This window comes from Cytobacillus oceanisediminis (genome assembly GCF_007830235.1).
Lineage (GTDB): Bacteria > Bacillota > Bacilli > Bacillales > Cytobacillaceae > Cytobacillus > Cytobacillus oceanisediminis.
Window position 1 is genome coordinate 99,090 of sequence record NZ_VLKI01000001.1, and the last position, 19,325, is coordinate 118,414.

The 19,325-nt window shown below is 40.1% G+C and carries 21 protein-coding genes and 1 other RNA gene; 11 read left to right on the forward strand and 11 right to left on the reverse strand.

Going from position 1 to position 19,325, the window contains the following annotated elements; genetic code table 11:
- Window positions 1–8: 8 nt before the first annotated feature.
- Both IQ19_RS00475 and IQ19_RS28865 read left to right on the forward strand, forming a co-directional pair.
- A complete protein-coding gene (locus IQ19_RS00475; protein ID WP_144538839.1) occupies window positions 9–224 on the forward strand; it encodes a heavy-metal-associated domain-containing protein in 216 nt (71 codons plus the stop codon).
- A 41-nt stretch (window positions 225–265) separates the two neighbouring features.
- Window positions 266–394, forward strand: a complete 129-nt coding sequence (locus IQ19_RS28865; RefSeq protein WP_277875240.1) for a hypothetical protein — start codon at window positions 266–268, stop codon at window positions 392–394.
- 239 nt (window positions 395–633) lie between these two features.
- Here the strand turns inward: IQ19_RS28865 and IQ19_RS00480 are convergent, their stop codons facing one another.
- From IQ19_RS00480 to IQ19_RS00495, 4 genes are all read right to left on the reverse strand, one after another.
- Window positions 634–1,899 carry an L-lactate MFS transporter gene (locus IQ19_RS00480; protein WP_144538841.1) on the reverse strand — a complete coding sequence of 422 codons (1,266 nt, stop codon included), beginning with the start codon at window positions 1,897–1,899 and terminating at the stop codon, window positions 634–636.
- A 122-nt stretch (window positions 1,900–2,021) separates the two neighbouring features.
- On the reverse strand, window positions 2,022–2,630 hold the full coding sequence (locus tag IQ19_RS00485; RefSeq protein ID WP_144538843.1) for a TetR/AcrR family transcriptional regulator: 609 nt from the start codon (window positions 2,628–2,630) through the stop codon (window positions 2,022–2,024).
- Between the two features lie 13 nt (window positions 2,631–2,643).
- Window positions 2,644–3,069: a DUF5392 family protein gene (locus tag IQ19_RS00490; protein WP_144538845.1), complete on the reverse strand. Its 426-nt coding sequence runs from the start codon at window positions 3,067–3,069 to the stop codon at window positions 2,644–2,646.
- Between the two features lie 14 nt (window positions 3,070–3,083).
- A complete protein-coding gene (locus IQ19_RS00495) occupies window positions 3,084–3,818 on the reverse strand; it encodes a GTP pyrophosphokinase (protein ID WP_144538848.1) in 735 nt (244 codons plus the stop codon).
- A gap of 329 nt (window positions 3,819–4,147) precedes the next feature.
- Here IQ19_RS00495 and IQ19_RS00500 point away from each other — a divergent pair, with 329 nt between their 5' ends.
- The 7 genes from IQ19_RS00500 to IQ19_RS00530 all read left to right on the forward strand — a co-directional run bounded on the left by IQ19_RS00500 (window position 4,148) and on the right by IQ19_RS00530 (window position 12,061).
- The gene (locus tag IQ19_RS00500) at window positions 4,148–5,419 is read left to right on the forward strand and encodes an MFS transporter (protein WP_158638712.1); all 1,272 of its coding nucleotides are present in this window, start codon (window positions 4,148–4,150) and stop codon (window positions 5,417–5,419) included.
- A gap of 181 nt (window positions 5,420–5,600) precedes the next feature.
- Window positions 5,601–5,990, forward strand: coding sequence for a MarR family winged helix-turn-helix transcriptional regulator (locus IQ19_RS00505; protein WP_144538852.1), 390 nt, complete (start codon window positions 5,601–5,603; stop codon window positions 5,988–5,990).
- Window positions 5,991–5,994: 4 nt separating this feature from the next.
- On the forward strand, window positions 5,995–7,206 hold the full coding sequence (locus IQ19_RS00510) for an MFS transporter (protein WP_144538854.1): 1,212 nt from the start codon (window positions 5,995–5,997) through the stop codon (window positions 7,204–7,206).
- A 372-nt stretch (window positions 7,207–7,578) separates the two neighbouring features.
- Window positions 7,579–8,274 (forward strand): response regulator transcription factor, encoded by a 696-nt coding sequence (locus IQ19_RS00515; protein ID WP_144538856.1) that lies wholly within the window; start codon window positions 7,579–7,581, stop codon window positions 8,272–8,274.
- Window positions 8,267–9,271 carry a sensor histidine kinase gene (locus IQ19_RS00520; RefSeq protein ID WP_144538858.1) on the forward strand — a complete coding sequence of 335 codons (1,005 nt, stop codon included), beginning with the start codon at window positions 8,267–8,269 and terminating at the stop codon, window positions 9,269–9,271. Before IQ19_RS00515 ends, IQ19_RS00520 begins: the two co-directional genes overlap by 8 nt.
- Window positions 9,272–9,369: 98 nt before the next feature.
- Window positions 9,370–10,131 (forward strand): ABC transporter ATP-binding protein, encoded by a 762-nt coding sequence (locus IQ19_RS00525; protein ID WP_144538860.1) that lies wholly within the window; start codon window positions 9,370–9,372, stop codon window positions 10,129–10,131.
- Window positions 10,121–12,061, forward strand: coding sequence for an ABC transporter permease (locus tag IQ19_RS00530; RefSeq protein ID WP_144538862.1), 1,941 nt, complete (start codon window positions 10,121–10,123; stop codon window positions 12,059–12,061). The genes IQ19_RS00525 and IQ19_RS00530 overlap by 11 nt, the downstream gene beginning before the upstream one ends.
- Before the next feature lie 181 nt (window positions 12,062–12,242).
- Here the strand turns inward: IQ19_RS00530 and IQ19_RS00535 are convergent, their stop codons facing one another.
- From IQ19_RS00535 to nagB, 3 genes are all read right to left on the reverse strand, one after another.
- Window positions 12,243–12,611, reverse strand: a complete 369-nt coding sequence (locus IQ19_RS00535; RefSeq protein ID WP_242020841.1) for a hypothetical protein — start codon at window positions 12,609–12,611, stop codon at window positions 12,243–12,245.
- Between the two features lie 394 nt (window positions 12,612–13,005).
- Window positions 13,006–13,743 (reverse strand): SIS domain-containing protein, encoded by a 738-nt coding sequence (locus IQ19_RS00545; protein ID WP_144538866.1) that lies wholly within the window; start codon window positions 13,741–13,743, stop codon window positions 13,006–13,008.
- 18 nt (window positions 13,744–13,761) lie between these two features.
- The gene (gene nagB / locus IQ19_RS00550) at window positions 13,762–14,499 is read right to left on the reverse strand and encodes a glucosamine-6-phosphate deaminase (protein ID WP_199749367.1); all 738 of its coding nucleotides are present in this window, start codon (window positions 14,497–14,499) and stop codon (window positions 13,762–13,764) included.
- Window positions 14,500–14,922: 423 nt separating this feature from the next.
- Here nagB and nagE point away from each other — a divergent pair, with 423 nt between their 5' ends.
- A complete protein-coding gene (gene nagE, locus IQ19_RS00555; protein WP_144538870.1) occupies window positions 14,923–16,296 on the forward strand; it encodes an N-acetylglucosamine-specific PTS transporter subunit IIBC in 1,374 nt (457 codons plus the stop codon).
- A 210-nt stretch (window positions 16,297–16,506) separates the two neighbouring features.
- On the opposite strand, the gene IQ19_RS27625 is transcribed toward nagE, so the two are convergent.
- A complete protein-coding gene (locus tag IQ19_RS27625; RefSeq protein WP_158638713.1) occupies window positions 16,507–16,647 on the reverse strand; it encodes a hypothetical protein in 141 nt (46 codons plus the stop codon).
- Between the two features lie 11 nt (window positions 16,648–16,658).
- Window positions 16,659–16,871, reverse strand: coding sequence for a heavy-metal-associated domain-containing protein (locus IQ19_RS00565; RefSeq protein WP_144538872.1), 213 nt, complete (start codon window positions 16,869–16,871; stop codon window positions 16,659–16,661).
- 159 nt (window positions 16,872–17,030) lie between these two features.
- Here IQ19_RS00565 and IQ19_RS00570 point away from each other — a divergent pair, with 159 nt between their 5' ends.
- Window positions 17,031–17,306, forward strand: a complete 276-nt coding sequence (locus IQ19_RS00570) for a YqhV family protein (protein ID WP_144538874.1) — start codon at window positions 17,031–17,033, stop codon at window positions 17,304–17,306.
- A gap of 74 nt (window positions 17,307–17,380) precedes the next feature.
- On the opposite strand, the gene ssrS is transcribed toward IQ19_RS00570, so the two are convergent.
- Together ssrS and IQ19_RS00580 are read right to left on the reverse strand one after the other, a co-directional pair.
- Window positions 17,381–17,577, reverse strand: a non-coding RNA gene (ssrS, locus tag IQ19_RS00575) — 6S RNA.
- 328 nt (window positions 17,578–17,905) lie between these two features.
- Window positions 17,906–18,787, reverse strand: a complete 882-nt coding sequence (locus tag IQ19_RS00580) for an SPOR domain-containing protein (protein WP_144538876.1) — start codon at window positions 18,785–18,787, stop codon at window positions 17,906–17,908.
- Between the last annotated feature and the right edge of the window lie 538 nt (window positions 18,788–19,325).

Consider the following 19,325-nt stretch of genomic DNA (forward strand, 5'->3'; position numbering starts at 1 on the left):
ATGCTGCCTTGATTACACGGATAATATCAATTGAAAATATGGATAAAGGTGACGAAGAAAGATTAAATCAGGCATTGAATGATGTATGGGGTGTCCGCAAAGTAAAGCTGAATCCCAAGAATGGCGAAGCGGTTATCTCCTTTGATGAAGACGCTGCTTCCTTTATGGATTTTGAGCAGGCAATAAAAGATTGCGGTTATAACATTCTTTCAGCTGATCAATAAGGACCAGACGAATAGGATCTTTACCCTAAGGAGGAGTTCATTTGGCAAGAGTATGTGAAATCTGCGGCCGCAGGGATGAGAATGAAGAAGAAGAGTATAGCTTTGATATTTTGGATGTGTGTCCTGATTGTACCAATGACCGAATTCATCCTTTGACTCTCGGAAATTGAAAACGGGAATAAGGGATAAATAGTCGCCCGTATTAAATTCAAATTTGTTAAAAGTAGCAAGTGGAATCACTTATCTGGCATTCCGCCAAGTTTAAAGGTTATATGCGGTTTTTAATATCAATATTCAGTTTATTCCAAAACGCAAAACATCTGCCCCTTTCCCCTGCTTTTCGGGAAAGGGGCTTACCTTTTTTACAGAAAAAAGGCTCTTGCCAGTTAACCCGGCAGGAGTCTTTCTTTTATTCTGTGACAAGCTGCTGGCTTGTCCTTTTTTGTTTTTTGGTTGCTCTGATTTTTTTGATGTCTCGCTTCATTAGCAGTGAAACAATGAAGCCAATTGCTAGCATGGTTCCGAATACATAGAATGTGACGGTGTAGCTTTGGGTTGCTTCATAAATATTGGATACAAGCATGGGGCCTACGACACCGGCGATGGACCAGGATGTCAGAAGGTAGCCATGGATGGCGCCAAGCTGTTTGGTTCCGAATAGGTCGCCGATAAAGGCAGGAAGTGATGCAAATCCTCCTCCATAGCATGAAACGATAATGTAGAGGAAAACGGAAAAGACAAATGAGTTTGTGATAAACGGAAGTATGAAGAATGCTGCAACCTGGATCAGGAAGAAGGTCATGTATGTATTGCCTCTTCCGATATAATCGGATGCGGATGCCCATCCAATTCTTCCTCCGCCGTTAAAGAGTCCCATAATGCCGACGATGCTTGCCGCGGTGATGGCACTGGCACCGGTGATTTCCTGGGCCATTGGTGCGGCAACCGATAAAATCATGATCCCTGCTGAGATGTTAATGAACATCATAATCCATAGAAGCCAGAAGCGTTTTGTTTTGATGGCTTCATTGGCAGTCAGCTGGGCAAGGTCCGCTTTTACCGAACGTTCTTCGTTCTTTTCTTCCATTCCTTCCGGCTTCCATCCTTCAGCCGGTTTCGCGATATAAAGCGCCCCTGCAATCATAAGGATAAAATAGCTAATTCCCAGGATGTAAAAAGTTGTTGGAATGGATGTAGCAATCATCAATCTGCTTGCGATTGGACTTGTAATAAGAGCTCCTGCACCAAACCCCATTACAGCCATTCCAGTCGCAAGTCCCCTTCTGTCTGGGAACCACTTTACCAATGTGGATACAGGTGCAATATAGCCGAAGCCTAGTCCTAAACCTCCGACGGCACCAAAGAAGATCAGAAATAGAATGTAATTTTCCATTTGTACGGCGAAACCTGCTCCAACTGTTCCGATTCCGAAGAATACCGCGGCAATCATCGCAGACTTTCTTGGTCCATTTTTTTCAACAAACCGCCCAAAAAAGGCAGCGGCAACACCAAGAATGAATATGGCAATCGTGAATGCCAGGGAAACATCAGTTTTTTCCCATCCCAACGCTTCCTTTAATGGATTCTGATAAACACTGTACGCATACACGGATCCAATGGATAGATGAATGGCGACAGCTGAAAGGGCAATCAGCCATCTATTCTTGTTAGCCATACGTAACCCCTTTCTCATATATTGTTTTATTATCCCCCGAAAAAGGAATAAGCTTAATGTTACTTTTTACCTTCCCAAAAAAGCCTGTCTCTAATCCTTTTAGAGACAGGCTTTTTGTAAAATCACCTTGAAAGAAAACCTTTTTTTAATAAATGGATTTCCGTTTTATAATTATTTAGGGCTTCTTCAAAGGATAATTCTCCTGCAAATTTTTTCACGAAATTATGAAAAGTGACGGAAGAGATAATTTGCATCATATGAAAAAGTTCGTTTTCGTCTTTCACATTGAGGTTTTCGTGGTTGATCAGTTTGCTGATTTTTTTAAAATCTTCGTTGAGATCCGTTTCGCCAAAGCTTCTGGCAAAAACATTTTCAATGCGGTGCGTCATGTTTAGAAACAGATTTCGCAAAAACTGCAGGTTTTCTTTTTCTTCCGAAATGATGCTTTGGTAAAATTCGATCATCGCTTCGAAAATGTCACCGTTATTATTTTTTAGCGTGTCTACAAAATGGCTTTTGTACGAAGCAACATGGTTATTTAATAAGAAGAAAAAGGCATCTTCTTTGTCTTCAAAATATTGATAAAAGCTCCCTCGCGGAATTTTTGCATCTTTAATGATATTGGAAATCGAAGCCTGATAAAGCGGGACACGGGCAAATTCCTTTTTGGCTGCGCATATTAATGTTTTCCTCTTATCATCAGGCAAATTAAAAAAAGTGATCTTGGGCATGTATCGTGCCTCCTTACGGCCAAACTCTTTTTTCCTCTTTCAAGAACTGGATAAAATAGGGGATCGCTTTCCGAGGTTGTTCATTGATGAGTGCCTGATATCTTGACTTCAGATGATCAGGTGCCCATTGGCTTTTATTAATCCTTTCCTTTATATACCCAGTACTTATTTTTTGAATTTCCTGCTGCTGGTGCTTCCCCTCTTTAGAAAGCGCGAAACCCAGCGCCCCCATAATGGCATACATGAGGATGGCCAGCGGCGAGGTTTCCTGGTCAGGCATGGCAAAAAACAATGTCATTAAATTGATTAGCGATAGGATGATTAATGGCGTAGACCAAAAAATATATCTGGCTGCTTTTTTTGTGAACGGTGAAACTTTTTCTTCCAGCTGTTCAAGCTCTCTTTTTATAAAGTTCGGCATGTCAGTCCATATTTGCATGCAACTGCTCTCCTTTATATTTTGTTAAATTTATTCGTTACTAAAATCTGTAAGGTCTCATGTTGGAAGGGAGTTTGTGAATTAGATTCTTCTTCCGCTGCAAGCTCCTTCAGCTGTATCATTTCTTTATGGATCGTCTCCATTTTCCGATCGAGGCGTGCGGCAGTATCGGCAGCCTCTTTCAGCTCATTCACTATTCTTTGCGGGATTTCCTTATTGTACTTATAGTAAATCTTGTGTTCCAGGCTGGCCCAGAAATCCATGGCGATTGTGCGGATCTGGATTTCAACAGGAACCAGCTCTTCTCTGTCTGACATAAAAATCGGAATCTGGACAATCAGATGCAGGCTTTGATATCCATTTGGCTTTGGATGCTGGATATAATCCCTGCATTCCAGAACAGTGATATCCTTTTGGCTTTCAAGCATATTTTTGATTTCGTAAATATCGGAAACAAAGGAACATGTGATGCGTACTCCTGCGATATCCCTGATATTTCGCTGGATGGAATCAATGGAAATCTCCAAGCCTTTTCTCTGCAGTTTGTTTAATAAGCTTTCCGGGGACTTCACACGGGATTTCACATGTTCGATCGGGTTATAGTCGTGTACGTACTGAAATTCCTCTTTTAAAATGTTTATTTTCGTATTGATTTCCTTAAGAGCAAATTTGTAGGACATCATAAATCGCACTAAATCTGTCCTTAGTGTTTTCATCATATGGTAATGATCTGGTGTTTTTGTAACCATAAAGACTCCTTTATATTTTTGCCGTATTTTTAATTTGTCCGGAAATGGCTGGCCTTTTGCATAGGGAAGCATTTACTCCCTGCTTCTGCAATTTCATTACCAGCGCTTGTATTTTTGACTGATTCAAAGCTTTCACCTCGATATGACACAGTGTCATCTCTATACCTGGATTGTATATGACATATTGTCATACGTCAATCGAATATGACAATATGTCACAAAATATACTTAAATGCCTTTCTATAGGAAATGAAATTCAAAATTATTTAATTATTTTGTAAATATGTTACAATTAAAGTAATTCCATCACCACTTTAAAGGAGAAAAAAGTGAATATAAAAACAGTACATAGGGGCTGGCTAATTCTTTTTTTATCAGTTTTAACAGGGCTGGCATGCCTTGGTTTAGGAAGGTTTTCATATGGCGCTATTCTTCCATTTATGAAAGCCGGATTAAACCTGAACTATATTGAAACAGGTTGGGTAACCTCTTCCATTTTCCTTGGGTATGTTTTGTGTGCATTTTTTGCAGGCTATTTTGTGAATAAATTCTCAGCAAAGAAAGTGATTATCTTTTTTTTATGGGTTATTTTCCTGGGTATGATAGCAACGTCTTTAAGTACAGGGTTTATTTCAGCCTATCTATCAAGCTTCTTTATTGGGATTGGTTCAGGAGGGGCAAATGTTGCCTCAATGGGGGTTGTGTCTTCTTGGTTTTCTCCGCGAAAAAGAGGTATGGCTTTAGGCATTCTGAATGCCGGCAATGGTTTGGGAATTGTTTTCTCTGGAGTAGCTGTTCCGATGATTGTCAATTCGAGTATTGGTTCTGGCTGGAGAATCAGCTGGGTGCTTCTGGCTATCCTGGTGCTGGCTATTTCCATATTGAATATTTTCTTTTTAAAAAGCCATCCAAGCGACATAGGTGATCTGCCGGTTGGCAATTCAAATGAAAGCTTAAATAAAAATGCTTCACCAAAATTAATCACCAGCAGCCTTTACTCCGTTTACAAAAATCCAATGGTATGGACAATCGGCATTTGTTATTTCCTTTGGGGATTCAGCTACATTATGTTCACGACTTTTCTGGTAGACTTTCTTATTGACTTCGGTCTTAGCAGTCTCCTTGCAGGAAGAATATTTGCGATAGCCGGTTTTATCAGTATTATCAGCGGATTTCTATGGGGATCGATTTCAGACCGCCTCGGTCGGCTTACTTCATTATCTCTTGTTTTCTTTCTGCAAATGCTTTTCCTTCTGGGTTTTAGTTTTTCCGCGAACAGCAGCGGTTTAATGGCCCTGGCGATTCTTTACAGTATAACATTATGGGGAACCCCTGCCATCATTCTGGCAAGTACAGCGGAATTTGTAAATCAAACACAAGTATCCAGTGCGATTGGGTTTTTAACACTTTTCTTTGGAATCGGGCAGTTAGTCGGCCCTATAATCATTGGATATATTCTGAATTTAACCAGCTCCTATTCACATGCCTTTGTCCTTTCCGCTCTCTCCTGCTTCTCGGGTTCCCTTATCAGCCTTATGCTGCATCATTATCTAAAAAAAGCAAAACTGCATACAGCACAGCACATTAAAAGCGGAGCTTAATCACTGGCTGCTAAGCCTGTGGTTAGGCTTTTTTTTGCTTTCCAGCCTATTTACATTTCCCTATTTGCAGCTGTATAATAATATTAATTTAATTACCTTGAGTAACTATTACTTTGATTAACTATTTTAGGAGGTTGTTCAGATTAAGACTTTTCAAAAATTCTTCCACCGGCTTGTTTTGATGTACCGCCCTTTTGAAAACAGGCTGAACGTGGAGCTAAGCAAGCACAATTTATTCAGAGCACAATGGTCCATCCTGTATTATTTGTTTAATGAAGGTTCTGCAACACTTGTGGAGCTTTCAAACTACCTGGGGGTAGAAAAACCCACTGTAACAAGGACCATTAATAAATTGGAAGAAATGGGCTATTTGGAAGCTGTTCCAACAAAGGACAAACGGGAAAAAAGAATGCAGCTTACCGAGATTGGGAAAAGAATCTACCTGGAAGTCCGTGTGACGATTGATGAATTTGAACAGGAAATTTTAAAAGGAATATCTGAGGAGGAACAGCTAGAGGGAATTCGCCTAATGAGCGAAATCCGGAAAAATTTAAAGCAGCAGGGAGAGTAAAAAATTGAAGCATCCTAGACCTAAACTGTGGACAAAGGACTTTATCATTGTTTCATCGGTCAATTTTTTCTTAACATTCATTTTCTATTTATTGATGGTGACGATTGCCGTTTTTGCAGTCGATCATTATGGTGCAACGACAAGCCAAGCCGGACTTGTAACCGGTATTTTTATCATTGGAACGCTGATCGGCAGACTATATATCGGCCGGGCAATTGATGCAATCGGGCGCAAAAAAACGTTATATACAGGACTAATCTTTTTTACACTGACCACACTATTATATTTTGTGAATATCGGCATTACTTTTCTTTTGATCAACCGATTCATTCACGGCATTTCACTGGGAATGGCAAGTACGGCAACAGGAACCATCGTTGCGCAAATCATTCCGGCAATGCGTAAAGGAGAAGGAATTGGCTACTACAGCATGAGTGCCACACTTGCAACTGCTGTTGGGCCATTCATAGGTTTATTTATGATGCAGCAAGTAACGTTTCAAACGATCTTTCTTTTCTGTCTGGCATTGGGCGTTTTTGCGCTATTCACAGCATTCTTCTTATACGTGCCGCCAATTGAAGCTTCTTCAAATACTACACCAGAGACAAAAACCTTCAAAATTTCTAACTTTGTTGAACCAAAGGCAGTTCCGATCGCATTTATAACCTTGGCGATTGCTTTCGGTTACTCCGGCGTCCTTTCTTTTATCAACTTTTACGCGATGGAGATTGATTTAGTAAGCGCTGCAAGCTTCTTCTTTCTGGTATACTCTGCAGCGGTTTTAATTTCCCGCCCGTTTACTGGCCGCTTGATGGATATTAAAGGCGCCAATTATGTCATGTACCCTGCTTTTGCCATTTTTGCAGCAGGTATGTTCGTGTTAAGCACAGCCAGCAGCAGCTTCACCCTGCTAATGGCAGGAGCGTTAATCGGATTTGGATTCGGAAACATGCAATCCTGCACACAGGCGGTAGCTGTCAAACTGACACCCACCCGCCGAATGGGTTTGGCGACTTCAACCTTCTTTATTTTTCTTGATGCTGGATTGGGATTCGGCCCATATTTGCTAGGGTTTATCATTCCCGTTACAGGATACAGCACGCTTTATGCTTTGATGTCCGTCTTTATTATACTTACGTCAGGACTTTATTATATTCTTCATGGGAAAAAGGAAAGTGCTGGGAAAACAAGATTTGATGCTTCAGCTGCGGGATGATAGGTTTATTTATTCAAAGAATCGGGTGCGGTTGCCCGGTTCTTTTTTTGTTGAACCGAGGGGAAATTGCGTCGATTTGTAACTATTTCAGTCTATCTAGCTGGTTTATGTTGGGAACTGGAACCTTTTTGCCTCGTAACGAGGATTCCTCGATCTGAAACTTTTTCGCCTTGCTGCGATTACTTTAAACTTTCAGCAAACAGATACATTCCGGTAAACAATAATATTATGTAAGTGAAAACCCTGAATCAATTTAGAAGGACTTTTCCATTACTTCCATACCAATTCCCCCAAAATCGTGCATCTCTGTGGCGATTAACAAACTTTTACTTTACAATATTCCTACAAACAAGCAAAAGTGTGGTGCGTTTTATGTTTAAACTGTTATTAATTGAGGATGATACCTCGCTTTTTAACGAGGTTAAAGACCGGTTGTCACAATGGTCATATGATGTATATGGGATTCAGGATTTCAGTAAGGTGATGCAGGAGTTTTCCTGCATTGAACCGGATTTGGTGATCATTGATATTCAGCTGCCGAAGTTTGATGGCTTTCATTGGTGCCGGATGATTCGCTCGCATTCGAATGTGCCAATCATTTTCCTGTCATCTCGTGACCACCCTACAGATATGGTCATGTCGATGCAGCTTGGCGCTGACGATTTTATTCAAAAGCCCTTTCACTTTGATGTCTTAATTGCAAAAATCCAGGCCATACTGCGCCGGGTTTATAACTACAGTGCAGTACAAAGTAAACTGAAAACATGGTGCGGTGCGACTGTAGATTATGAAAAAAACACGGTCACAGCTGAAGCCGGGAGCATTGATTTGACTAAAAATGAAATATACATATTAAAATTGCTGATTGAGCGGAAAAATCAAATTGTCAGCCGGGACGAGATTATCAATAGCCTTTGGGATGATAAGCGGTTCATCAGTGATAATACACTGACGGTGAATGTAAACCGTTTGCGAAAAAAGCTTGATGAAATTGGGATGGGCAGCAGGATTGAAACGAAAGTCGGACAGGGTTATATGGCAACCGAAGAGGATCCATCACATGTTTAGCAGATATGTCAGAGAACGGCTGAGCTGGATTCTGCTTTTTTTGTTTCTGCAGATTCTTGCTGCTTTTATCATTTACATAGATTCTGCACTATCCCTAAAGCCTTTCCTATACTGCAGCTTTTTATCGCTTCTGATTTTTATCGGATTTTTCATTCTTCGTTTTCAAAAAGAAACGAAATTTTATAAAGCGATTGAGGAACGTGAAGAAAATTTGGATATGACTAGCATGCCTGAACCAGGCAGCCCTTTTGAAGAAATTGTTGAATCTGGTATTGTGAATCAAACTGGACGATTTAAACGGGAGCTTACTCAAAATCGTACGCTGCTAGAGCAGGAAAAAGATGACTTGCTTTCGTGGATCCATGAAGTTAAAACCCCGCTGACAGCGATGCACCTCATGATTGACCGTCTAGAGGACCATAATCTAAAGACAGCACTAACCTATGAGTGGCTGCGCATTCACCTCCTTCTTGACCAGCAGCTTCACCAAAAGCGGATTCCCTTTATGGAGAATGATTTATATATTGAAAAAACAAATTTAGAGGATATTATTTTCTCCGAGATAAAATCTCTGCAATCCTGGTGCATGCAAAAAGGAATCGGATTTGAGGTTGAGTTAGAAGAATCCGAGATTCTTAGCGATGCAAAATGGCTCAGTTTTATCATCCGGCAGATTTTGACCAACGCTGTAAAGTATAGTGAAGAATCAGATATCAATGTCTTAAGTTTTCAAAGAGACGGCCAAGTGATCATGGAGTTCCAGGATTTCGGCAGGGGCATTGACCCAAAGGACTTGCCGCGTATTTTTGAAAAAGGCTTTACTTCAACAGTAAACCACCAGGACCAATCTGCTACCGGAATGGGCTTGTATTTGGCGAAAAAAGCAGCGGAACCTCTGAAGATAACGATACTGGTGGAGTCCGAGCCAAGAAAAGGTTCAACTTTTACGCTGATATTCCCTAAACGAAACGAATTTGTCAGCATAACAGGCATGTGACAAAAATGTCACATGCTTTTGCAGTTTGTTCGCTCAATCGAAGGAAGTATATGGAATTGGTTTTTATAATGAAACTATCAAAGAAAGGATGGTTACACATGATTGTTCTGGAAGCCAATAAAATTCATAAAAGCTATGGCAATAAATTTAATAAACAGGAAGTGCTGAAAGGGATTGATCTGCGGATTGAGACAGGTGAATTTGTCAGCATTATGGGTGCTTCGGGTTCGGGTAAAACCACGTTGCTAAATGTGCTTTCCTCAATTGACCGAGTGAGCTCGGGAGAAATTAAGATCGAAGGAGAAGAGATGACCCGCCTGAAGGAAAAGCAGCTTGCCCAGTTCCGCAAAGAGCATTTAGGCTTTATATTTCAGGAATATAATCTGCTCGATACGCTGACTGTAAAAGAAAATATCCTCCTTCCCCTTACAATCAGCAAAACCCCAAAAAAAGCAGCAGATGAAAAGTTTGCAGCTGTAGCAAATGAGCTGGGCATCTTTGATCTCAAAGGTAAATACCCTAATGAAATTTCGGGCGGCCAAAAGCAGAGGACTTCAGCCGCCCGTGCGTTTATTCATGAACCAAGCATCATTTTTGCTGATGAACCGACCGGTGCACTTGATTCGAAATCCGCCTCCGATTTATTGAATAAGCTTAGCGATTTGAATCATAAGCGTAATGCGACGATCATCATGGTCACGCATGATCCGGTCGCAGCGAGCTACTGCAGTCGAGTGATTTTCATAAAAGATGGCCAGATCTATACACAACTGAATAAGGGTGAGCAATCCAGACAAGCGTTCTTTAAGGATGTTATAAAAACGCAGGGCGTATTGGGCGGTGTCCAGCATGAGCATTAATACACTCATACTCCGCAATCTGAAAAAGAATCTTAAAAATTACTATCTCTATGTGTTTGCACTTATCTTCAGTGTTGCTCTTTATTTCGCTTTTGTCACGCTGCAATACGATCCTGCGATGACGGAAGCGAAGGGCTCCATCAAAGGTGCTGCTGCAATCCGAACGGCATCCATTCTGCTTGTCGCGATTGTTTCTATCTTTCTTCTTTACGCAAACAGTATTTTTATTAAAAGGCGGAGCAAAGAAATAGGACTCTTTCAATTAATCGGGATGACAAAGAATGAAATATTTAAGCTTCTGAGCCTTGAAAATTTGCTATTGTATTTCGGTTCTCTTGTTATCGGAATCTTTATTGGATTTTCTGCTTCAAAATTGATTCTTATGATTCTTTTTAAGATGACAGGAGTTAAAGGTGTCGCGGCCTTGCACTTTTCCGTTGAGGCACTTTTGCAGACTCTGATTGTTTTTACAGTAATTTATGTTTTGATTATGCTGATGAACTTCACTTTTATTAAAAGACAAACCATCCTCTCCCTATTCAGGGTGGTTTCAGTCTCGGAAGGAAAAGTTAAGAAGCTTTCACTTTGGGAAATGCTGATGGGTGTCTTTGGGATTATTATGATCATTTGCGGCTATTATGTCTCTTCCCTGCTTTTTGGCGGTGATTTTACAAGCATGAATGAACTCTTCCTGGCGATGACATTCATACTCGCTTCAGTCATTATCGGTACGTATCTTTTCTATAAAGGGTCTGTCAGCTTTATTGCCAACATGATTCGTAAAAAGAAAGATGGCTATTTGAATGTAAATGAAGTTTTATCATTATCATCGATTATGTTCCGTATGAAATCGAATGGGTTGTTATTAACAATTATTACAACTGTATCTGCATTGGCCATTGGACTGTTGTCACTGAGCTATATTTCCTTTTATTCGGCGGAAAAATCTGCAGAAGATAGCCTTCCTGCCCACTTTACGATGACCAATAATGAAGATGCAGCAAAGTTTACAAAAGCTCTTGAATCAGCAGGAATAGACTTTATGGAAAAAAGAATTGAAGTCGTGCAGGCAGAGGCCAATATGGAGAGCATACTGGATGTAAATCTGGAGGAAATGAATATAAAATCATCCTCAATGATTCTGCCGGTTGTAAGTGAAAAATCCATCCCTGGCATCGAACTTGATTCTGAAGAAACATTGCTGACGGGTTATAATGATATGCTGCAAAAATTTATGACGCTGAAGGATACTGGGGTCATTGAATTAAAGGGAAAAACCTTGAATATAGAACAAAACTATTTGGGCTTAAACGAGGAATTTGTACTTCCTTTTTATTTTACAGGCGGCGGCATGCCAGTTGCTATCGTGGACGACACGGTTTACTCAAGATTAAAGGCTGATCTTAATCCCGAAGTCCAGCTTGAGCATTCTGTATTTATCGGAATTAATTTGACCGATAAAAACAATGTTGAAAAAGTAAATGAGCTATTCAAGGAAATGGAGTTCAGTGGAAGGGCTGATTCCCAGCTGGAGATGAGCACTACCCAAAAAGCAAATATGGGATTGATCATGTTCATTGTCGGTTTCCTTGGATTAACTTTCCTGGTCACATCTGGCTGTATACTTTACTTTAAGCAAATGGATCAAAGTGAAGATGAAAAGCCCAACTACACGATTTTGCGGAAGCTTGGTTTTACACAGGGGGATTTATTGCGAGGAATTCAAGCCAAACAAGCCTTTAACTTCGGAATTCCACTCGTAATTGGCTTGATGCACAGTTATTTTGCAGTTAAATCTGGCTGGTTCTTCTTCGGAACTGAACTTTGGATGCCGATGATTTTAGTAATGGTGCTATACACCATCCTTTACTCGATTTTCGGTATTTTATCTGTGATTTATTCAAAAAAAGTGATCAAAGATGCTCTTTAAAATGAAAAAGCCGCTCCCGGACATTAACAACATCCAGGACGGTTTTTTTGATATCAGAACCCGTTTTAGGAATTCACGCCTTGTTTATTTGCACGTATGCCTGTTTTATTTGTATAGTTCAGAGCAAATTTGCAACTATTACTCTCAATGTTTATTTGCAAATCGTGTGCTCCGTGTTAGGTTATCTTTTAAAAAAAGACTTTCTTTCCCTAACAGCATCAACAACAAGTTGAAAACTATATAATAAAACGGCTCTGAGCATGAGGATCCCTGCTAGCTGAACATTTTTTACGCGCGCTAAAGTTCCTATACCTGCCCATTTTAAAAAAGCCATTCCTGGAAATGCAAATAATAGGTGTAAGATGGCGTTCATAATCATATACTTTTTAATTTTTCCATAAGCCAATTTTAGAACCCAAAAGGATGCCAAAAAATACGGTCCAAGAATAAAAGCAGTTTCCCCTCTAACTTTAGGGAGAATACTCGTATAAAAATGCCACCAGTTTCGTTTGTATGCCACAATGTTCAATATTTTTGTAAATATACTCATAAAAACAGCGGCCGGGAGAAACCTTCTGAATTCACTTTTTTTAATAAAAGGCATTGTCAGCCAGGGAAGAATCATCATTATAATTAAAAAGGACCGTGAAAATGGCTTCAAAAACATGCACCTCCAATTGGTAGGATGCACCATTTTTGAATAATATATGTTTAAAATTTAGTTAAAAAAGCAGCATATCATTCAGCTATCTAAAGTTTGAGCCACTTGATCCTGATTACAGGACAATCCGCATGAACATCGGCTATCACAGAACATAAGAGAATACGCTGCCGGGAATTCCCGGTTCACCCGCTGAACTTCTTTCGCGAATTCGGCATCAGTTTTTGGAACATCCGGGAGAGAATCGGCTTTCGCCTGGGTATCAATTACCCCAAAATACAAGTTACCCTTCCAGAATCGGAATCCTCTTTTTATACTTTTCGACAAGTTCCCGGTTATGGTCTTCTGCTCCATCAACATTCCCGCTTTTGAAGACGGGCGGATCATAATGATTCTCAAGCATCATTTCAACGGCTTCAACCATTATACTGTTGACGATGGCAAAACCGGCAATGGAGGATGCTGATCCAAAACTGGCACCCATGGATGGGTGCTTCATCAGTGCATCCCCTGCTTCAATATGATTATCAATGGCCAAATCCGCGGACATATACAGGTATTTTCCGCTTTTATGCCGGGAGGATTGAGTTTCAGCATAGCGTGGAGAAGTTACAGCAATGACAAAAGCTCTTTTCGCCTTCGATATTTCTGCAACATCGATCGGAACAGGATTTCTCCCAGATGTTGAGGCGACAATCACCACATCATTGGCTTGTATCTCAACGTTTTGCATAAATTGATCAGCAAAATCGTTTTGTTTTTCGAGAGTCGAGGAACGGACTGCCCCTTTGTGAAGCATTAAATCCTCTATTAAAATAGGGTTAATAGGAGCAAGCCCTCCTGCCCGGTAAAATAGCTCTTCTCCAAGCATATGGGAGTGCCCGCAGCCAAAGACATGAACAATCCCATTGTTTTGGATGCATTCCGCAACAGCCTTTGCAGCTTTTTTCAAGTTTTGTTCTTCATCTTTTTCAATTACGTCCAATAATCCCTTAATTTCGTTCAGGTATTGTCCAAGCATGATCAAAAGCCCCCTGTCTTATACTTTAACCCTTGAACCGGCAAGAGCGGCTTCATCGGCGATGATTTTGACATTGGGATGCAGTCTAAGAACAGACGCCGGAAATTGTTCATCTATGTCTCCATACAATAGCTGCTGGACAGCTTCACTTTTTGATTCTCCAGAGACAAGCAGAAGGATTTCCCTGCTTTGCATAATGGTCGATATTCCCACGGTGATCGCCTGGGTCGGCACTTCATTTATATTTGAAAAAAATCTGGCGTTCGCTTCTCTTGTAGAAGAAGCTAAATCAACAATTTGAGTTTTAGAAGAAAATGGTGTCCCCGGTTCATTGAAGCCGATATGGCCATTGCTACCAATGCCCAAAATTTGAAGATCAATGCCCCCATGATGTTTTAGCATGCCTTCATAATTCAGACATTCCTCTTCCATATCCTTGGCAACACCGCTTGGAATATGTGTATTTTTCTTTTGAATATCCAAATGATCGAATAAAGTCGAGTTCATAAAATAGCGATAGCTGTTGCGATTCTCCCCGGAAAGCCCGATATATTCATCTAAATTAAAGGTGGTAACATTCTTGTAGGATGTCCCGTTTTGGCTGTGGTCTTGAATCAGATTCTTATATGTTCCTACCGGCGTCCCTCCGGTTGCCAATCCCAGCGTAATATCAGAGTGTTGGCGAATTTTATTCATAATATAATCAGCGGCAGCTTTGCTCATTTCCTCATAATTTTTCATTTTTAAAATGTTCATCATTTATTTCCTCCTTGCTAAAGGTAATTTCTCCCTGCAAATTGTCATATTTAGATCTAATTGATCATAAGGATCAAACTTTCCTTTAAATTAGATTGAAAAACAGAAGGCGTCAACACTTTTCAAATTTCACTTTCTTCCGTATATAATTCCACACATTTAAACAAGATAAAATGATCTATATTTTTTTTCATTTCTTTACGATATGTATAGTATCACCATTAAGTATAGTTGTCTATACCAATTATTTGGTTAGGATCTTTTCTAAGAATGTTCATTATCAGTCTCCTTGCTTTTTAGATGATAAATTTTAATTTTTTCTTTGGGTATTGGTATAGACAACTATATTAATATTTTGGTATGATAACGACAGTTCGATAAAACGCTTTCTTAATTTTACTTTTTGATAAAGGAGAGATAGACATGTTAGGATTTTTACAACGTATTGGTAAGGCATTAATGCTGCCAATCGCTGTCTTGCCCGCTGCAGGCCTTTTGCTTCGCTTTGGACAAGATGATTTATTAGGCATACCATTTATCGCAAATGCCGGTAATGCTATTTTTGCCAACCTGGCTTTGATTTTTGCGATTGGGGTAGCTATGGGATTTGCCAAAGACAATAATGGCGCTGCCGCACTATCAGGTGCAATCGGCTTTCTAGTGCTAACAGAAGGTGCAACAGCGATCGATGAAAATATCAATATGGGCGTGCTTGGCGGGATTATTGCTGGTATTATTGCTGGATTATTATACAACCGCTTTCACGATATTAAACTTCCGGAATGGCTTGGTTTCTTTAGCGGAAGAAGATTTGTTCCCATTATCACTTCTGTAACGATGATTCTTTTGGCTGCGATTGCCGGCTTTGCATGGCCTCCAATTCAAGGCGCCATTGATGGATTGGGCAACTGGATTATTGGCCTGGGTGCAGTTGGATCTGGTCTATTCGGATTCTTAAATCGTTTGCTCATTCCTTTAGGCCTTCACCATGTATTAAACAGTCTGTTCTGGTTCCAATTTGGGGAATTTGAAGGGGTTAATGGAGATATCGCCCGTTTCTTTGCGGGAGACCCATCAGCAGGTGCTTATATGACCGGATTCTTCCCAGTCATGATGTTTGGACTTCCGGCAGCTGCATTTGCCATTATCGCTGCAGCGAAGCCAGAAAAAAGAAAAGTTGTTTCCGGTATGTTTATCGGTCTCGCTTTAACGTCTTTCCTCACAGGAATTACAGAGCCAATTGAGTTTTCATTTATGTTCATCGCACCGCTACTTTATGGTGTTCATGCTGTTTTAACTGGGGTATCCATGTGGGTAACTTCACTATTGGGTATCCGAGATGGCTTTACTTTCTCGGCAGGAGCGATTGATTTTGCCTTAAATTTTAATATTGCTGAAAAGCCGGTTTTACTGCTTGGAATCGGTGCCATTTATGCCGTTCTGTATTTCGTCATTTTCTATGGATTAATTAAAGCACTCAACCTGAAAACCCCTGGACGAGAAGATGAAGAAATTCAGGAAGATCAGGAAGCATCTGTAGTTGAAGGAGATAACAAATATGAAGTAATGGCCAGCCATTTTATCAATGATATTGGCGGCAAAGAGAATATCACTTCGATTGATAACTGTGCGACTCGCCTCCGCTTAAACATTAAGGACATAGAAAAAGTTCAGGAAAGCGCTTTGAAAGCACATGGCGCAAAAGGGATTATGAAGCTTAGCAAAACGAATTTGCAAATCATTGTCGGCACCGAAGTAGAGTTTGTTGCCGATGCTATGAAGAGGAAAAAAGATTAATATTTCAAAAAAATAGTGTCCACTCCCGGACACTGTTTTATATTAATTTTGACCACACCATTGCCTTCAACTCTATTTCCAGAACAAGTGCTTCCTTCCCTTCAATGCAGGAAGCTATATCATAAGGAAACTCCTTCGCCAGCCCTTCTTTTAATGAACCATAAAAAACCCTTAACCTTTTAAAGGTATAAGGGTTTTTTTTGCTTTTATTTATTCGTAAATCTCATCAGCATTTTTATAACGCATTTTTTCAGACTGAATTAAGTCATCTTCTTTTCCCTGCTCATGAAGAGCTCGGTTGGCCGGTTCCGGCTTATTATGTTCTTTTGTGCGGGTAGGGTCTTTTTCCAAGTTTAGGCCACCTATTGTTCAAGGATATGCAAGCCATGCTGCTGAATTCTATTTTTTATTTGTTCCTGAGCAACCTGGTTTCCATTGTATGTAATCTTTACTTCCCCATCCTCTATGTCGACCAAAGCCCTTTCGATTCCTTCCATACCCATTAAAATGGTTTCAAGGGTCTGAATGGGCTGTTCACTAACTGCTTCTTTTACAAAAAAGGTTATATCTTCCATATTAATCTCCTTTCAGAATTTCCATCTCTGCTTATAATCCCCGTATTAACTTAAAGAATTCTCTAAAACTGAAGCATTTTTTTGAAGAAAAGTGGAAATCTTGTCCTGCGGTCGGAGGTTTGTACATATATTAAGACAGGAAGTTTTAGGAGGGTTTGTATGTTTTTCATTTTAGATAAGGCTATTCTCGGGATGGCGCTCTTGCGCTTAATATCAGGGTGCCTTGAAATTTTTGTGGCTCTTTTAATTATAAAATTTAATGATATTGAAAAAGCGCTTATTGTAAATAGCTCCCTCGCCCTTGTTGGGCCGCCGATCCTGCTGATCACGACTGTCATAGGGCTGACCGGCATGGCAGACAAAGTTTCTCTTACTAAGATATTATGGGTGATAGGTGGGGTAGGATGTATCCTCTATGGTGTGAAAAGCAATTAAACCGGCCGCTCTATGCGGCTTTTTTCATAATAAAAAAACCAGCCCCCGATTGGAAACTGGTTTGATAACGTAAGTATGTAGCCGCCCTTGCCGTAACTGGTTATAAGAAAGTTTTAAACCACCACTCCTCAAAGTGGGTGTTCGCAGAAACATTCCTGCCTGTCCTCCTTGTCGTTTAGACAGAGGCTTGTCATTCCTGTTTCAATGTTAAACTCCCTATTTCAGCTTAAAGGTTAAAACTTTATTATGATTACGTACAATGCAGCTTGTTTTATTATAATAAGATAATTTCCCCTTGATTTCAATAGAAATGTTTTCCTGCTATTTACCGTTTAACCCGCTGATTCACTTCATCGAGAATTTCCAAAAGCTTATGGGGCGTGCTAGCTCCATAAAGCTGATCAAGCGTATTCCATGCCCCTTTTAAGAATGCTTTGCGATTCTTGTACAAATTTCACATCAATATCTGCACCGTCCTGCATAGTGGTTTTTAAAGTAGGCCCTGGACCGGTCCGCTCATAGCAACTGATTTAGTTAGACAGGGAGCTTTAACGCAGCCTTACAAAAAAGTCGGAGGCGCTGGGACCTCCGACTGGCTATTAACGATAAATTAAATGGGTTAACTCCATAAATTGAACCGTTGAACCATCACGGTCAATTCGCACTTTAAGTTCATGATTATCAAGCTGGTAGATTAATTCCACGCACTTTGCTGATTCATAGCAAGTTACAGACTCGGTTTTATTTGCCTGGCCATATTCCTCTATAACCTGTTCCTTTGTAAATGGCAATGCCGGAAACATCCGTTCACTTAAATATTCCGGATAAACGGCCAGACTGCCAATGGTGCCATCCTTCATATTCTTCGTCACCCTAACCCCGGCTCCATCATTTTGGTAATAAAGACTTTCAATATTTAGATAAGCTTCGGTCTTTTTCGGCTCGCCCATTCTGGATAGGATGTCATCATAAGCATCACCAGGTGCTAAGCCGAATATTTGAAGCCGCTCTTCAGCGATAATGTAAGCATCTTTTATGCCTGCTTTTTTCACTGCCTTTAATTGCTTCTCGGCATTCTTCTTATTTTTAAAAGCACCTGCCTGTACGCGGTAATGCGTTTTGCCATTGATGACAGCCGTGCTCATAACTGCTGGAATATCTTTTTTCTGTAAAAAAGAAACTCGGTTTGCCGCATTTTCTTTTTTACTAAAAGAACCAGCCATAATCTTATGATACGCTTCCTCATCTTCTGAAAGAATCAGGCGCTGCCCAGGATAAATAGTGGTGCCCTCAAGATGATTCAGCTCTGAAATACGGGCTATACTCGTATGATACTTATTTGCAAGCGCATAAAGAGTATCCCCTTTCTCAACCACAGCTACCTCTCTATCCCCGCTGTGATCCGCCTGAACTGCTCCCCCTGAAAAAATAACCGCCAGAGAAATAATACCTGCTGTAAATACCTGTTTGAATTTCCTCATTATTTTCACCTCACTACAATAGACGAAGTGAAATAATGGATGTCGCAGATGGACAAGCCCATTTATGTTTATTAGGGTATATTTGGGCTCACGCCTACAATGAGTATTAGCTGGATACCGGGAGAGTGTGGTTTTTGAAAAAAGGCAACTACAATGCCTGCTCATCCTGTAAGAAGACATAGCCTATAACATAGATAAATTTGAGCATAACGGAGATAAATTTTCTATCACATAGAATAATGCTGATAAAATTTTTTATATCGGGGGTAAAGGCTATTTTTAAGGTGAATTTTTTATAGAGCTGCTGTTGGGGAGTCATACTGACTTATAATGACTTTAAAAATAATATGAATAGCAAGAACCGCTTTAAAAAATAGTTCGCATGACACCTAATAACTACCAGATTTTGATCTAATCCTTCAATTTCGTCGTTAATCCGATCGATTAAATCGCATTTTCCAGACTGCTCCCTCGTTTTGGTCGTTAATCCCTTTAATTAACTACCATTTCTTCCTCTGTTGCTTCCTTTTCGTCGTTA

Bases quoted from the DNA above. Each gene is read 5' to 3' on its own strand.
- IQ19_RS00530 (WP_144538862.1), top strand. From the start codon at position 10,121: ATGAGCATTAATACACTCATACTCCGCAATCTGAAAAAGAATCTTAAA.
- IQ19_RS00490 (WP_144538845.1), bottom strand. From the start codon at position 3,069: ATGCAAATATGGACTGACATGCCGAACTTTATAAAAAGAGAGCTTGAA.
- IQ19_RS00535 (WP_242020841.1), bottom strand. From the start codon at position 12,611: ATGAGTATATTTACAAAAATATTGAACATTGTGGCATACAAACGAAAC.
- IQ19_RS00545 (WP_144538866.1), bottom strand. From the start codon at position 13,743: ATGCTTGGACAATACCTGAACGAAATTAAGGGATTATTGGACGTAATT.
- IQ19_RS00565 (WP_144538872.1), bottom strand. From the start codon at position 16,871: ATGGAAGATATAACCTTTTTTGTAAAAGAAGCAGTTAGTGAACAGCCC.
- IQ19_RS00520 (WP_144538858.1), top strand. From the start codon at position 8,267: ATGTTTAGCAGATATGTCAGAGAACGGCTGAGCTGGATTCTGCTTTTT.
- IQ19_RS00515 (WP_144538856.1), top strand. From the start codon at position 7,579: ATGTTTAAACTGTTATTAATTGAGGATGATACCTCGCTTTTTAACGAG.
- IQ19_RS00525 (WP_144538860.1), top strand. From the start codon at position 9,370: ATGATTGTTCTGGAAGCCAATAAAATTCATAAAAGCTATGGCAATAAA.
- nagB (WP_199749367.1), bottom strand. From the start codon at position 14,499: ATGAACATTTTAAAAATGAAAAATTATGAGGAAATGAGCAAAGCTGCC.
- IQ19_RS00580 (WP_144538876.1), bottom strand. From the start codon at position 18,787: ATGAGGAAATTCAAACAGGTATTTACAGCAGGTATTATTTCTCTGGCG.
- IQ19_RS00570 (WP_144538874.1), top strand. From the start codon at position 17,031: ATGTTTTTCATTTTAGATAAGGCTATTCTCGGGATGGCGCTCTTGCGC.
- IQ19_RS00485 (WP_144538843.1), bottom strand. From the start codon at position 2,630: ATGCCCAAGATCACTTTTTTTAATTTGCCTGATGATAAGAGGAAAACA.
- IQ19_RS00480 (WP_144538841.1), bottom strand. From the start codon at position 1,899: ATGGCTAACAAGAATAGATGGCTGATTGCCCTTTCAGCTGTCGCCATT.
- IQ19_RS00505 (WP_144538852.1), top strand. From the start codon at position 5,601: ATGTACCGCCCTTTTGAAAACAGGCTGAACGTGGAGCTAAGCAAGCAC.
- nagE (WP_144538870.1), top strand. From the start codon at position 14,923: ATGTTAGGATTTTTACAACGTATTGGTAAGGCATTAATGCTGCCAATC.
- IQ19_RS00495 (WP_144538848.1), bottom strand. From the start codon at position 3,818: ATGGTTACAAAAACACCAGATCATTACCATATGATGAAAACACTAAGG.